Here is a 15,267-nt window from a genome sequence, read left to right on the forward strand (position 1 = left end):
TAACCAAATGTCAGCTAAAAACATTATTTTTTTCGTGCTGTTGTTGTTTATCCCAGTGTCTTTGGCGGCTCACTTTCTAGAATGGGGAGACTTGATAGTTTTTATCACAGCAGGTCTAGCTATTTTACCTCTAGCGGCTTGGATGGGTACTGCGACTGAAGAAATTGCGGTTGTGGTTGGGCCGACCCTGGGAGGTCTGTTAAACGCCACCTTTGGCAATGCAACAGAGTTGATTATAGCTTTAGTTGCCTTAAAAGCTGGGCTGGTCAATGTAGTGAAAGCTAGTATCACTGGTTCAATTATTAGTAACTTGCTCTTAGTGATGGGTCTTTCAATGTTTTTAGGAGGAATTCGTCACAAAGAACAGACTTTTCAACCTATTGTAGCGCGAGTCAATGCTTCTTCGATGAATTTGGCTGTGATTGCTATTTTGCTGCCCACAGCGATGAACTACACATCTCAAGGTATTGGGGAAAAAACTGTACAAGATTTATCTTTAGCTGTGGCTGTAGTGTTAATTCTAGTTTATGCTTTAACCCTGCTGTTTTCGATGAAAACCCACGCTTATCTTTATGATGTGGGTGTTGCGGAGGTAGAAGCACAAGTAGAGGAAAGTTCTCATGCTAAACCTAATGTTTTGTTATGGAGTGGAGTTTTACTAGTATGTACGCTGCTAGTCGCCGTTGAATCTGAAATGCTGGTTGATACCTTAGAAGTAGCTACATCTCAACTGGGACTGAGCGCATTGTTTACTGGGGTAATTTTAGTTCCGATTGTTGGTAACGCCGCAGAACACGCTACAGCAGTGACTGTAGCCATGAAAGATAAGATGGATCTTTCTGTATCTGTGGCTGTGGGTTCTAGTATGCAGATTGCTTTATTTGTTGCACCTGTGTTGGTGATTGCAGGCTGGTTTTTTGGTCAGCCAATGGATTTAGATTTTAATCCGTTTGAGTTAGTGGCTGTAGCTGTATCCGTGTTAATTGCGAATAGCATTAGTTCAGATGGTAAATCTAATTGGTTAGAAGGCACATTACTGTTAGCTGCATACACAGTTTTGGGTTTTGCTTTTTACTTCCATCCAGTCATAGAAAGCATTGGCTAAAGATAGCTATCAAAAGCGATCGCTTGTTACCTTGATGCAGCGATCGCTTTTTACTTAAAACTAGATTTAATATTAATTTTGTTCGCTACGATACCTTAATTTAGTATCTTCATCAAGTCTAAAAAATCAAATTTATTTTCTTATTAAAATCTTCTTAACTAATAAAAAATCGTTGAATATAGCCTAAATTTGAGAAGTATCTCAAAAAGGCGATCGCAGCATTTTATTAACAAAGCCATCTCATACTTTTTGATTTTTTATAAAACACCATTCCGGAAAAAGCATAATTTTGCTGTCAAAGGAAATATGGGTGTTAATAACATCAAAAAAACATGAGTGATATTGTCCTGCTGATGACGGGCGTGTTAATTGCACAGCAACCATCTCCGTCTCATTTAGCCCAGCAGCCTGTAATTCAGCTAGACAATGGCGTGCATAAAACACCACAGGGGCAGATATCTCAATCAAATTTAGATGCAAATAACACGCCTTCTGAATTCATGCAGCTGCAAGAAAATTCTTCTGCTACGCTAGTAGCTTTTAATTCTGAATCTCCAAACAATCTTGTTAAAAATACCGATAAAAACCCTAATCAAGATTTATATAGTCTATCGGAATTCAAAAATTTTCAGCCTGTAAAAGTTAAATTTCCTCGCGCCCAACGCTTGGCTCAATTAGTTAATGATGATACAACTCTTTTAGCCAGATATCAAAGAGCTACTGGCAGAACTGTACCCAATCTCCGCTTTGGTAACTCTGGTTTAGCTGTGAGAGTATTACAAAAGCTATTAATATCTAACGGCTATGCTATTCGGGTAGATGGAGTTTATGGTGCAGTTACAGAAACTGCTGTGAAAGCATTTCAAAGTAGCCGCAATATTACAGCTGATGGTGTAGTCGGCCCGAGAACTTGGTTACATCTGACAAGATAGGGTCAAAAAGTCAAAAGGTAAAAATTAAAAGGCAAAAGCTGGCTGATTTTTGACTTTTACCTTTTAACTTTTGTCTTGACTAATTACCGATATTTATGTTGCTCTAATAACTGTTGCGCTCTGGGTTTGTAGATTAAATAAAACAAACTTTCTAGATAGCGCAATAAGTCTTCCCGATTTTCTTGGGAAGTAAAGTTCCAAAAACCATAAATTCGTGCCAAAGTTAGCAGCTTGTTGGTATGAATTTTCCAAGTGTAAGTACTGTAAACTCTTTCAATGCCTTTTTGGGAAATTGCTTGCCAATAATTAGGATTTTGTTCACATTTGGCAACAAAATCGAGAATTATTGTGGCTGTTGCTTCTAAATTGGTAGGGTTAATATAAAAGCCATTGACTTTATCTTGAATGATTTCTAAAGGGCCACCAAATTGAGTGGCAAAAGTGGGTAGTCCAGAAATCATCGCTTCTAAAATTGTTAAACCAAAAGCTTCAAATAAAGCAGGTTGCACAAAAATTCCTTGACGGTCAGCAATAACGCGATAAATTTCACCAGAATCACTTTTTGATAAGCGCACGCCTAACCAGCGAATTTTGCCATGTAAATTGTATTCATCAATGATGTGATATAGTTTGATGATTTCGTCGCGTTCTTCGTTGTCGCTGGTTTCTTCTGTGCGTAATTTACCTGCAACTAAAATTAAGTTGAAATGTTCTTGCAAATCTTTACTTTGACCAAAGCATTCGGCTAAACCAGTCAAATTTTTAATCCGGTCGAGACGCGCCATTGAAAAAAGTGGGCGTTTGTTGGGGTCGTCGAGTTTGCCGAAAATTTGGCTAGGATCTTCTAGTGTAAACAGAGTTTCTGCCAAGCGATCGCGATCGCTTTGGACTCTTTCTTGAGTCCGCGTGTAGGGAAAGTAGTAACTCTCGTTTACCCCAGGCGGGACAACGTTAAATTTGGGACTAAATAATTCAATGCCATTCACCACATGATACAACTCTGGCATGGTGAAGCATTTATAAGATTCATACTGCCCAACACTATCAGGTGTACCGACAATTTCTTGGTAGGTGCTGCTGACGACAAAGTTAGCAGCATTCATAGCAATCAAATCAGCCGTAAATTGTAGAGAAAAATGATATTTATCTTCTAAATCTTGCCAGTAGAGGTTACTGAACAAATATTTAGATTTTTCTAAAGCGTGGGCGATGTTGCATTGGGTAACTTTCATCCGGCGCGCCAAGAGAAAGGCGACTAAATTACCATCGGTGTAATTACCCACAATTAAATCGGGTTTACCGTGGAATTCAGCTAACAGTTCTCGTTCTGAGTCGATGGCGTAGGTTTCTAAATAAGGCCAAAACTCAAATCGAGAAATCCAATTTTGCGTCATGTTGGGATTAAATTCCCGCAATGGTACACGCAAAATCCAAGCGTTATCTGTACCGTAGACTTTTTCTAGCCTTTGGTTACACAACGTCCCATCGCTATTCGGAATCAATCGGGTGAGAATAATGACTTTGGGTCTGACGTTCAGTCCTTCTAAACCAGCGAGTAAGACATCTTCTTGCAATTGTTTTTCTAAATTTCTGGCTTGGTCAAGTACATAAACCACCTGACCACCTGTGTCCGGTCTTCCTAAAACCCCTTCTTGACCAAACCAACCGTGTGCTGATACTAAGACAATTCTAAATATAATCGGCACACGCGAAATAAAAGCTTCTAGGGTTTGGGGATCGGGCGAGTCAATTAATTCATCTAAAATATTGAGAGTTTCTTGGACGCGGTAGGCTGTGTTTCCCCAACCGGGTTCAAAACCCATCGTTTGCAATTGAAAGCGAAATTCGTCGTATGGTACATCATTAGATAGATCGCTGACAAATGCGATCGCTTTTTTGACTTGTTGAGAAAGTTGCTGCTGTGATTGAATCCGATTGTTAATTAGTAATTGAACACCGTTGTATTGGTGCAGGCGCAAGAAATTAAATAAGCTTTCTAACCATTGTTTAGGGTCTTGAAAGAGTTTGCTGGATAGATAGCGGTTGAGATACTGTAAACCTTTGCCAATATTTTTTGGGTCGCGGATAGTTGGTGTGTAGTCATAAAACGGCCCAAAGTCTAATTCTAACAAGTCGCCTTCATGGGGATGATATTTATTTACCAGGCGATCGCGCAAATCCAAAAGTTCTTGTACACTCATTGCTTCAAAGCTTAAATCTGCCGTTAAGCGATAAACTTCTTGGCTAGCGATTTGAGGGCGAATAATAAAACAAAGATTTGAGTCTTCTAGAATAATTTCTTGAGTGTAATAGATGAGTTTGCTTAAAGATGAAAAACTGGATAATTTTTCAGACTTCTGTTGTTTAGCGCAAAATTCACTATATGCCAACTGTATGTCATTTCGCAGCAAATAGTTTTTTTCGTGGTTTCGTAACTGACTTATGAAGGAACGTAAATCATTCTTTTCTTCACTCTCTAGAACTGCTTGGATTAATTCAGACATATCCACCTCAAACAAAGTATGTCCAAACACGAATAAACACAGATAAAACATTTCTATCTGTGTTTTGTTTGTAGTTCTTAATTCGTGTTCTTATTTACATAAGTTAGCGAGAACTCAGTATAATTCCCTCTAACTAAAGGAGTACAATTTTCCTGACCTTTGGCAGATTAAAAATAGATAATGTTTGCTTTGCCTTGAGCATAAATTATTTAGATATTTTCTATATAGTTTAGGACGGCTATAATTATTTATATCTTTGTTAAAATTACAGATAATCCATCAACAAAAATAAATATAGATGCTAGTAAGTCAATCAATATTTTGAACTTCAATCAAATAAAATAAACTTTTTGCCTGATGTTGAATAACTCAAATTTGCCCTGGCTATAATTACACACACAAGTAATTTAACCAGGGTTGTGTATATGCAAGACCATTCACATAAGTTAACAACTTCTGACCACAGCATAGGCAACATGATGATTATCTCGTTGCTTGTATTCTGTGGTATGACTTTTATTTTCCTTTTAGGACTTTTCTAGTGGTGATTTTTGAGTTCAAACAAATTATGGGGAAGCAGAAGGATAAACTTGCTTCCCTTTTTAATATGAAAAAAAACCCCCCGAAGGAGGTTAGTTTAGTTATTCGCGTGGAGTGAACAACTTATCAATCATAAATACTCACAGTAGATATAGTAATCCGAACAAAATTATCCAAATTACGTCTACAAAGTGCCAGTATATTTCTGCTGCTTCAATACCGAAGTGTTTTTCGTTACTGTAGTGACCGGGAGTGCGCGATCGCCACAACACTGCCACAATTGCTAAAACACCAATAGTAACGTGCAAACCGTGGAAACCAGTCAACACATAAAACGCACTAGCAAATAAATTGGTAGTTAAACCAAATTCTAAATGTGTATATTCATACACCTGACCGCACAAGAAAATCGTACCCATAGCGGCGGTAATTGCCAACCAAATACGCATTCCTTTTGTATCGTTCTTTTTGATTGCTGTATCAGCATTGTGCATAACAAAGCTACTAGCAATCAGATTAACTGTGTTAACGCCAGGAAGTAATAATTCCAACTCTGGTGTACCTGCTGGCGGCCAGACAGGTAAAGTCGAACGAAAAGCTAAATAGGCTCCAAATAAGCCCATAAAAATCATACCTTCAGCCACCAAAAAGACAAACAAACCAAACAAACGATGGTCTGGATGTTCTTCATGATGAGCATCTGCGTGTGCAGCGTGGTGATGATTTAGCTCTGTTTTAGCTGGGTCAATAGTTTGACTTTGCATGAATTTTTTGCAGTATGAAGTGTGAAGTATGAAGTATGAAACAGATTTAAAAATAGGGATTAGAGGTACTTAGGCTAGAGAAAGAGTGAGGGGCTAGCTTAAAAATGCTGAGTACCTAGCTCCTAGCCTCTAGTCTCTAGTCCCTCATTCGCCCTTACTCATCCTTTCCTGATGGACGCTGTTCTAAGTAAGACTCAGTTTTAGGATAGGGTTCATCAGGATCAGCGCGGAGAACTGAGTTCGGGCCAGCAGACAAAACAGGGTTGGGATCGGATAAAGGTACACCTTCGCTTGCTCTTTCCAAACCATAGTCGTAAGGGCCTGTAGCCAAAACTGGGGTTCCCTCAAAATTCTCAATTGCTGGAGGAGAGGTTGTCATCCACTCTAAGGTAAGTGCGCGCCAAGGATTATTACCAGCTTTCTCACCGTACATCCAACTCGAAACGGCGTTGATAATGAAGGGAATTGTGGAAACGGCCAAAATGTAAGAACCGTAAGTACAAATTTCATTGAGTAAGGCAAACTTGGGATCGTATTGAGCAACGCGGCGGTTCATCCCCATCATCCCTAGCTTGTGCATGGGTAAGAAGGTCATGTTCAGACCCACAATTGTCAAAGCAAAGTGAACCTTACCCCAAGTTTCATTCATCATTCTTCCCGTCATTTTGGGGAACCAATGATAAATAGCAGCAAAAATACCTAAGACGCTACCACCAAACAATACATAGTGTAGGTGGGCAACAACAAAATAGGTGTCATGGACGTGAATGTCAAAGGGAACCGAGGCTAACATTACGCCACTAATCCCACCAATCACGAAAGTTCCGACAAAGCCAATAGCAAACAACATAGGAGTGTTGAGTTGAATTTTGCCACCCCACATTGTCGCCAACCAGCTAAAAATTTTGATCCCCGTGGGTACAGCGATGATCATTGTCATGATCATAAAGAACATCCGCAACCAACCAGGAATGCCACTGGTAAACATATGGTGCGCCCAAACAATAAGTCCTAAAAAGCTGATAGCTAAGGACGAATAGGCGATCGCTTTATAACCAAAAATCGGTTTGCGCGAATGTACTGGTATAATTTCCGAAATTGCCCCAAAGAATGGCAAAATCATGATGTAAACTGCTGGGTGGGAATAAAACCAGAACATATGCTGGTAAACCACAGGATCGCCACCACCAGTTGGGTTAAAAAATGTCGTTCCCGCTAATAAATCAAAAGCCAGCAAAATCAATCCGGCGGCTAATACAGGAGTTGATACCAAAACCAGCGCGGAAGTAGCAAACATCGCCCAACAAAATAGAGGCATTTGATGTACTCCCATACTGGGAATTCGCATCCGCAGTAAGGTCACAAGAAAATTTATCGCCCCTAAAATTGACGACGTACCCAACAGCAAAACGCTGATAATCCAGATGGCTTCACCTACTTGGCCTGTCACCAAACTCAAAGGCGGGTAAGAAGTCCAACCGGCATCTGGCGCATCACCCACGGCTAAACTAGCCACGAGCATTAAACCACCAGGGGGAATCATCCAGAACGCTACAGCATTCAACCTGGGGAATGCCATATCTTTTGCCCCAATCATCAAAGGGATCAAAAAGTTAGCAAATCCCGCACCTGCTGGCACAATCCACAAGAAAATCATGATTGTGGCGTGCAGAGTAAACAGGCTGTTATATACCTCTGGAGTGACAAAATCTACTTCAGGAGTACGTAGTTCTGTCCGGACTAAATCGGCTAAAACACCGCCGATGCAGTAAAAAATGAAGGAAGTAACGAGGTATTGAATCCCAATTACTTTGTGATCAGTGTTAAAGCTAAAGTAGTCTTGCCATTTTCGCACCCCAGGCTCCTCAATCCGAGCCGGGATATTGGCAGTTTCTTGTATTTGAGCTTGTGTCATAGGAGTTAGTTATTCAGTTATCAGTTGTCAGTGAACAGTTATCAACCTGTTAACAGATAACTGTTCACTGTTGACTGAACTAATGGTGAACTTGATGAAGGATTTCTGGCTGAATTCCCATATCCTTGGTGTAAGGGGCGAGGAATTCATCAGGAGATAAATCTGCTGGGTTGACAGCAACTGCTTTATTCAAGGTTTCATGACTTGCGACCAGCTGTTCCTGCATCCATTTCTCAAATGCTGCGGGAGTTTCCACCACAACTTGACTTCTCATTGCACCGTGGTAGGGGCCGCAAAGTTCAGCACAAATTAAGGTATAGTCACCGGCTGTTTTAGGTGTGAAGCGAATCTCAGTTTGTCTGCCGGGGATCGCATCTTGTTTCAAACGGAATTCTGGCACCCAAAAAGCATGAATCACATCATTCGCGGTCATATTGATTTGTACTTCCCGCCCGATGGGAACGTGCAGTTCACCTGTGGTTACACCTGTTTCTGGATAGGTAAATAACCAGGCATATTGTAGACCTGTAACGTTGACTAACAATTCGGGTGGTTGACCTGCTTTATCTGGGCTAGAGCCGATACTGGGAGCCACGCTACCTACACCAGGAGCATCTTGATGTTGGGGAATTTGGTCAGTATTGCGGACTTCAGCAGTGGCTGGGTCTTGCGCTTGAGCATCGCTTAAGGTGGCAGCAATCGCCGATCCCGGCATTGTCATCGAACTTTGAGCCATTGGCGCGTTGTGACCTGCATGGGGATCAAAGCCACCGATGTCGTTATAAACTTCAAAACTATAGACAGAAATACCGATGACAATAATGGCGGGGATTGCTGTCCAGAGAATTTCTAAAGGTACATTGCCTTCCACTGGTGGCCCGTCTTGGCGATCGCCAGGGCGGCGGCGGTATTTAATTACACAGTAGATTAAAACACCTTCAACAATCAAAAATATACCTGTAGATACGGTCATCATGGAGTTGAATAGACCATCCACTAAGACGGCTTCATCCGAGGCGGCTGTTGGCAACAGACCGTGATTTTGACCGTACCAAATGCTGACTAGCGTTAGTACGATGCCAATCAGTAATGTCCAGATTGAACTTGGAATTTTCACGGCTTACTTACACTAATTGACTACGTTTTCTCGAAGCTACTCACTTACTAAGGTAGTCTAGGCCATTAAACATAGGGCGAAATGGTCTGAAATTTTTATTAATTTTTTCGACGACTTTACTAATTCTGAGTACAAGAGATTTATTAGATACTGCCAAGGATAGATGCTAGTGACAGGAAAAATTTAAGAAAAAATTTAGGTTATTCAATTAATTTGCAATTAAAAACTCAAACATCTTGAAAATTACCTAAAGCTTCAGAGCAAACATATCTGAAGTGGTTCAAAGTGTAAGTAAAAGCCCATCTTAAAACCTGCCATATACGCTAGGGTGGAGATGGGTTGGTACGAAAAAAATCAAAATTTTAAGAAGCCCTACCAACAGCGGCATAAGGAATCGTTCATGAACGAATTTGTCCTCAAACAACAAAATGAAACGGCACTAGAGCAGCAAAAACCAAAGGAAATGATTCGTCGCTTGGTGTGGAGGATGTGTATAGCTACCTTGATTTTGATGGCTATCGGCTCTGCCACCCGAGTGATGAATGCTGGACTTGCTTGCCCAGATTGGCCGTTATGCTACGGGGAACTAGTACCAGCCAAACAAATGAATCTCCAAGTTTTTTTGGAGTGGTTTCACCGCTTAGATGCAGGTTTGATTGGAGTGAGCGCGATCGCACTGTCTGGTTTATCTTGGTGGTATCGGCGTTCCTTACCTGTCTGGCTACCTTGGGCGGCGACATTTGCCCTGTTTTTGATTGTATTTCAAGGCGTTTTGGGCGGTCTGACTGTGACTGAGCTATTGCGGTTTGATATTGTCACTGCCCATTTGGGAACCGCATTGTTGTTTTTCACTACTCTGTTAGTTGTCGGTACGGCTTTGGCTCCCTATCAGGGAACTGGCAATGTGGGTAAGTTACCTTGGATAGGCTTAACGGCATCTGTTTTGGTGTATTTACAAAGTCTTTTGGGGGCTGTAGTTGGCTCTCGTTGGGCATTACATCAATGCTTTGGTACTGCCGAACTGTGCAATGTCATGTACGGTCACATTTTTGGCTTAGTACCGCCGACTGTGGCAACTTTGGCAGTAGTTTTGATTGCTTGGCGAACTCCAGCTTTACATCCAGCTTTGCGGCGACTGGCAAATATGGCTGGTGGTTTGTTGATTTTACAAATCCTGTTGGGAGTTGCTACTTTTAGATTGCATCTGCAAGTCGAGCCTTTAACTGTCTCGCACCAAGCTGTCGGTGCAGCTTTGCTTGGTACTTTGGTGGGTTTTACTGTTCTAGCATGGCGTGATTGGGCAGCTAGCCGTGAAATCAATGCTTTGTCTGTAAGTTTTGCTCAGAATGCTATCAACACCACCGCTAATGGCTCGAATCTATAACTCAATCATACCCTGGGGAATTTTAGATTGGGAATTGGAAATTGTAAAACAGTTTTTTAACACTCTGTTGAGCAATTCATCTTGCACAATCATTTTTCCAGTTGGTCTGAGATTTGTGGTAAAACTGATGCGATCGCTACGATGACTAATGACTAATGGTGATAGACATTAGCCATTAGTCATTTGGTAATTAATCGCAATTGACATCATATCTGGGCCGCTTAATTTCCCTATTCCCTAGCATCAACTCTTCAAATCGGGAAATAGCCAAGTTAAGAATTTCAACCCCAGTGAAAGCAGTCTGGATTCAACAAACTGCAAATAAATTATTGACAAGTAAGGAAATAGAACCAAGATGATTGAGACTAATGTCTCTCGCCACCACCAAACCTTCCTTCAGGTAATTCAAAGTTATTACCAGCTAACCAAACCACGTATTATTCCTTTGCTATTAATTACCACCGCAGGAAGTATGTGGGTTGCAGCTAAAGGACAAGTAGACCCATTACTATTATTCGTCACTCTGACTGGTGGTACTTTAGCGGCTGCTAGCGCCCAGACGATTAATTGTATTTATGACCGAGATATTGATTACGATATGGAACGGACGCGCCACCGTCCGATGCCTTCTGGAAGAGTACAGCCACGAGATGCCCTGATTTTTGCGATCGCATTGGCTGTGTTGTCTTTTACTCTACTGACAGTATTCGCTAATTTATTAGCTGCTTGCCTGGCATTTTCGGGCATTGTTTTTTATGTATTGGTTTACACCCATTGGTTAAAACGCCACAGCACCCAAAATATTGTGATTGGGGGTGCGGCTGGGGCAATTCCGGCATTAGTTGGCTGGGCAGCTGTGACTGATACTTTAAGCTGGGCTGCATGGTTAATTTTTGCGATCGTCTTTTTGTGGACACCGCCACATTTTTGGGCGTTAGCATTAATGATTCGGGATGATTACGCCAAAGTGGGAATACCTATGCTACCAGTGATTGCTGGGGCGACAGTTACAGTCAAGCAAATTTGGTATTACACCCTCGTGACAGTGGTTGCAACACTGTTATTATTTTATCCCTTGCACGCTAGTGGGATTGTGTATGCTGCGATCGCGGCTGGTTTAGGTGGCTTATTTATCCGCAAATCTTGGTGTTTATTACAGCAGCCAGAAGACCGCACTGTAGCTAGAGAAGTGTTTCTTTTCTCTATTTCTTACATGATGCTGTTATGTTTAGCGATGGTGATTGATAGCCTGCCAATTACCCATCGTTTGGTGAGTACACTCATTACCCAGCTACACTTATTTAGCTAAAGCACTGTTATCTTTTGCCAACTATAGAGATAAAGCATCACTAATTCAGCGTCACTATCAAGGTGTTTGAGCAAACCTCAAGCACCTTTTAGTTTTCAGATTGATGACGGTCTTATATTATGCGTAAATCACGTAGCTCACTTCTCAAAGCAGTAAGGGTGAAACTATCAATTGTTACAAACTAAAAATGAAATCGCTATTAAAAAAATCCAGATTATTAGTATTTTTTGTAACCAGTATTATATTTTGTGGCTGCTCAATTCCTAGCTATGCAATGGGAACGCTCAATCATCACCCTAAATTGACATTTGCTGATTACTATGTAAACAGAAGGCAGACTGAGATTGTGACTATGACCACAGAAAAAAAATTTAATTATCCAGATGCTCGCAAAAGCGAACAAGTAGATAACTATCACGGCACTGTAGTCGCCGATCCTTACCGTTGGTTAGAAAATTCAGACTCAGATGAAACCAAAGCTTGGATTGAGGCAGAAAACAAAATTACTTTTGATTTTTTAAAAAAAATTAAAGCGAGAGATAAAATTAAAAAACGCTTAACTAAAATTTGGGATTATGAAAAGTATTCGACACCTTTTAAAGAAGGCGATCGCTACTTTTATTTCAAAAATAACGGTCTGCAGAATCAAAGCGTCTTATATACATTAAAATCCCTCGATGCAGAACCAAAAGTTTTACTCGATCCTAATACACTTTCTAGCGATGGTACTGTTGCTTTATCAGGACTATCGATTAGTGACAATGGCAAATTTTTAGCTTATAGTTTTTCGACTTCTGGTTCTGATTGGCAAGAATGGAAAGTCCGGGATATTGAAACAGGTAAAGATTTAGCAGACCATCTCCAGTGGATTAAATTTTCTGGTACTTCTTGGACATCTGACAATCAAGGATTTTTTTACAGTCGTTATGACCAACCCAATGCTCAAACTAAATTAGCAGAGGTCAACTACTATCAAAAGCTTTATTATCACAAATTAGGTACTTCTCAAGCTGAAGACATTTTAATTTATCATCGTGCTGATGAAAAAGAGTGGGGCTTTAGTGGCAATGTCACGGAAGATGGACGCTATTTAATAATTTCCGTTTCCTTGGGAACTGATAGTAGAAATTTAGTCTTCTATAAAGATTTAACAAATTCTCAAGCTGAAGTGACGGAACTCATTAGTGAGTTTGAAGCAGACTATGGATTTATTGAGAGAGATGATAACGTTTTTTATTTTCGCACTAATTTAAATGCTCCCCGTGGCAAAGTGATTGCCATTGATATTACTAATCCTGACAAATCAGCTTGGCAAGAAATTATTCCCGAATGTGAAGCCACCTTAGAAGGTGTAAATATTCTGAATAATCAATTTGTGGCAATTTATCTTAAAGATGCGCGATCGCAAATTAAAATTTTTGACCTCAAAGGTGCATTTGTCCGCGAGATAGAATTGCCTGGTGTTGGTTCAGTAGGTGGCTTTGGTGGTAAACGCCATGATACAGAAACTTTTTATAGTTTTACTAGTTTTACAACCCCAGGCACAATTTATCGCTACAACATAGTGACAGGAAAAAGTGAACTATTCCGCCAACCTCAGGTAGGCTTTAACCCTGATGATTATGAAACAAGGCAAGTATTTTATCACAGCAAAGATGGTACAAAAGTGCCAATGTTTATTACCCACAAAAAGGGTATTAAGTTAGATGGAAATAACCCGACTTATCTTTATAGTTATGGTGGGTTTAATGTTTCTATTTCTCCGACTTTTTCGATGAGTATGTTGGTATGGATGGAGATGGGTGGTGTTTATGCTATTCCCAATATTCGCGGTGGGGGAGAATATGGTGAAGAATGGCATCAAGCGGGAATGAAACAGAAAAAACAAAATGTTTTTGATGACTTTATTGCCGCAGCAGAATGGCTAATTGCTAATAAGTATACAAAACCTGCCAAACTAGCGATCGCAGGTGGTAGTAATGGTGGTTTATTAGTAGGTGCTTGTATGACACAACGCCCTGATTTATTTGGTGCAGCTTTACCAGCAGTCGGTGTCATGGATATGTTGCGCTTCCCCAAATTCACCATCGGCTGGGCTTGGACTACAGAGTATGGTTCACCAGATAATGCTAAAGATTTCCCAACTCTTTATGCTTATTCGCCCTTACATAATCTCAAAGCTAATACCACTTATCCTGCTACTTTAATTACTACCGCAGATCACGACGATCGCGTAGTTCCTGCCCACAGTTTTAAATTTGCTGCTGCTTTACAAGCTGCCCATCAAGGTGATGCACCAGTATTAATTAGAATTGAAACCAAAGCTGGACATGGTACAGGTAAACCCACAACTAAAATCATCGAAGAAACTGCCGATAAGTTGGCTTTTTTGGTGCAGACTTTAGATATCACAGTTGCAAATTAGACTTAGCATTAATGCACTTGGAATCTAAAAAATTGAGTTATCATTTATGAACTTCTCAGAAGAACTGCAAAAATATTACTCACAAGAGTTAGAACTGAGAAAAAATTGGTATTCTCCCGTAGCAGATGCCTATAACAAAGGCAGACCAAACTACAATCTAGAATTAATTAATCGGGTTATAGAATTAACAAATCTAAATCCTCGTATGAGGATTTTAGAAATAGGTTGTGGCCCAGGAAATGCAACTGTTTCATTTGCGTTGCAGGGGGTTTCTCTACTTTGTCTTGAACCCAGTCCCGCATTTTGTCAGTTAGCAAGACAAAATTGTGCCTCATATCCTAATGTTGAAATTCAACAAACATCCTTTGAAGAATGGGAGTTAGATTTAGAGAAATTTGATGTCGTTTTAGCTGCTAATTCTTTTCATTGGCTTTCACCAGCAGTGAAATACATCAAAGCTGCCGCAGCTTTAAAGGATGATGGTTATTTAATTTTGTTGTGGAATATGACACCTCAGCCACAGTAGGAAACATACCAAATTTTAGCTGAAGTATATCAAACTTATGCACCATCACTAATGCGCTATGAAGATGAAACATTTCAAGAAACTGTAATTAATAATTTTGGTCATCAGATTCTTACTTCAGGAATATTTCAAAATCTCCTATCAGAAATATTTAGCTGTGAACTAAACTATCCAATTGATAATTATTTACTATTTTTAGATAGTTGTTCTCCCTATCAAACATTAGATTCAGAAATCAAAAAGCAATTATTTGCTGGATTGAAGGCAAAAATAGAAGATAACTGTGCAGGTATTATCAAAACTTCATATTTAAGTGCTTTTCACATTGCCCAAAAATCTTAGACAAAGCGCGAGTGATGCAAAAATCCAATGACAGTAATGTGTTGGTTCGATGACAATTATTTAACTTTACACCAAGATAACTAACAGCCTCTTCCCTTGTGAGTTAAAAGTGCTGAGTAAATATACTAGTCGCTCTTGGATGCAAGACTCGGGAAATACTTTTAATTGTGACTATAGATGTCTAACGGCTAATATGATTGTAACGAAAATTAATTAATAGCTGAACAAGCACTCATTGATTTAATTTTTATTTCGAGTATTCTTCAGCATGAGACTTGGCTATTTGGCTATGACTTTATACCAATTAAAAATGAAGCTGCATATAATGGAGAAAAGCAAACTTGGTAAGTTAACCCAACCATGAGCCGTCCATTTAAAATTGCGATCGCCGAGAGTGAAGAGGA

General features: G+C 40.0%; 11 protein-coding genes. 7 read left to right on the forward strand and 4 right to left on the reverse strand.

Annotation, left to right across the window (positions count from 1 at the left end):
* Positions 1-7: 7 nt before the first annotated feature.
* Positions 8-1,105 (forward strand): calcium/proton exchanger, encoded by a 1,098-nt coding sequence (cax, locus tag H6G69_RS28325; RefSeq protein ID WP_190692452.1) that lies wholly within the window; start codon positions 8-10, stop codon positions 1,103-1,105.
* Between the two features lie 332 nt (positions 1,106-1,437).
* Positions 1,438-2,037, forward strand: coding sequence for a peptidoglycan-binding protein (locus tag H6G69_RS28330; protein ID WP_190692453.1), 600 nt, complete (start codon positions 1,438-1,440; stop codon positions 2,035-2,037).
* A gap of 83 nt (positions 2,038-2,120) precedes the next feature.
* On the opposite strand, the gene H6G69_RS28335 is transcribed toward H6G69_RS28330, so the two are convergent.
* From H6G69_RS28335 to H6G69_RS28350, 4 genes are all read right to left on the reverse strand, one after another.
* On the reverse strand, positions 2,121-4,541 hold the full coding sequence (locus H6G69_RS28335; RefSeq protein ID WP_190692454.1) for a sucrose synthase: 2,421 nt from the start codon (positions 4,539-4,541) through the stop codon (positions 2,121-2,123).
* A gap of 680 nt (positions 4,542-5,221) precedes the next feature.
* Complete coding sequence (locus H6G69_RS28340) at positions 5,222-5,845, reverse strand: heme-copper oxidase subunit III (protein WP_190692455.1); 624 nt, start codon at positions 5,843-5,845, stop codon at positions 5,222-5,224.
* A gap of 154 nt (positions 5,846-5,999) precedes the next feature.
* Positions 6,000-7,760 (reverse strand): cytochrome c oxidase subunit I, encoded by a 1,761-nt coding sequence (gene ctaD, locus H6G69_RS28345; RefSeq protein ID WP_190692456.1) that lies wholly within the window; start codon positions 7,758-7,760, stop codon positions 6,000-6,002.
* A gap of 79 nt (positions 7,761-7,839) precedes the next feature.
* The gene (locus tag H6G69_RS28350) at positions 7,840-8,877 is read right to left on the reverse strand and encodes a cytochrome c oxidase subunit II (RefSeq protein ID WP_190692457.1); all 1,038 of its coding nucleotides are present in this window, start codon (positions 8,875-8,877) and stop codon (positions 7,840-7,842) included.
* Positions 8,878-9,277: 400 nt separating this feature from the next.
* Here H6G69_RS28350 and H6G69_RS28355 point away from each other — a divergent pair, with 400 nt between their 5' ends.
* From H6G69_RS28355 to H6G69_RS34725, 5 genes are all read left to right on the forward strand, one after another.
* Positions 9,278-10,261, forward strand: a complete 984-nt coding sequence (locus H6G69_RS28355; RefSeq protein ID WP_190692458.1) for a heme A synthase — start codon at positions 9,278-9,280, stop codon at positions 10,259-10,261.
* A 355-nt stretch (positions 10,262-10,616) separates the two neighbouring features.
* Positions 10,617-11,570 carry a heme o synthase gene (locus H6G69_RS28360; RefSeq protein ID WP_190692459.1) on the forward strand — a complete coding sequence of 318 codons (954 nt, stop codon included), beginning with the start codon at positions 10,617-10,619 and terminating at the stop codon, positions 11,568-11,570.
* Between the two features lie 352 nt (positions 11,571-11,922).
* The gene (locus tag H6G69_RS28365; protein ID WP_190692460.1) at positions 11,923-13,995 is read left to right on the forward strand and encodes a prolyl oligopeptidase family protein; all 2,073 of its coding nucleotides are present in this window, start codon (positions 11,923-11,925) and stop codon (positions 13,993-13,995) included.
* A gap of 46 nt (positions 13,996-14,041) precedes the next feature.
* Positions 14,042-14,521, forward strand: a complete 480-nt coding sequence (locus tag H6G69_RS34720) for a class I SAM-dependent methyltransferase (RefSeq protein WP_313952279.1) — start codon at positions 14,042-14,044, stop codon at positions 14,519-14,521.
* 51 nt (positions 14,522-14,572) lie between these two features.
* Positions 14,573-14,863 (forward strand): hypothetical protein, encoded by a 291-nt coding sequence (locus tag H6G69_RS34725; protein ID WP_313952281.1) that lies wholly within the window; start codon positions 14,573-14,575, stop codon positions 14,861-14,863.
* Positions 14,864-15,267 lie beyond the last annotated feature (404 nt).

Origin of the sequence: Nostoc sp. FACHB-110, assembly GCF_014697425.1 — a bacterium.
Lineage (GTDB): Bacteria > Cyanobacteriota > Cyanobacteriia > Cyanobacteriales > Nostocaceae > Nostoc_B.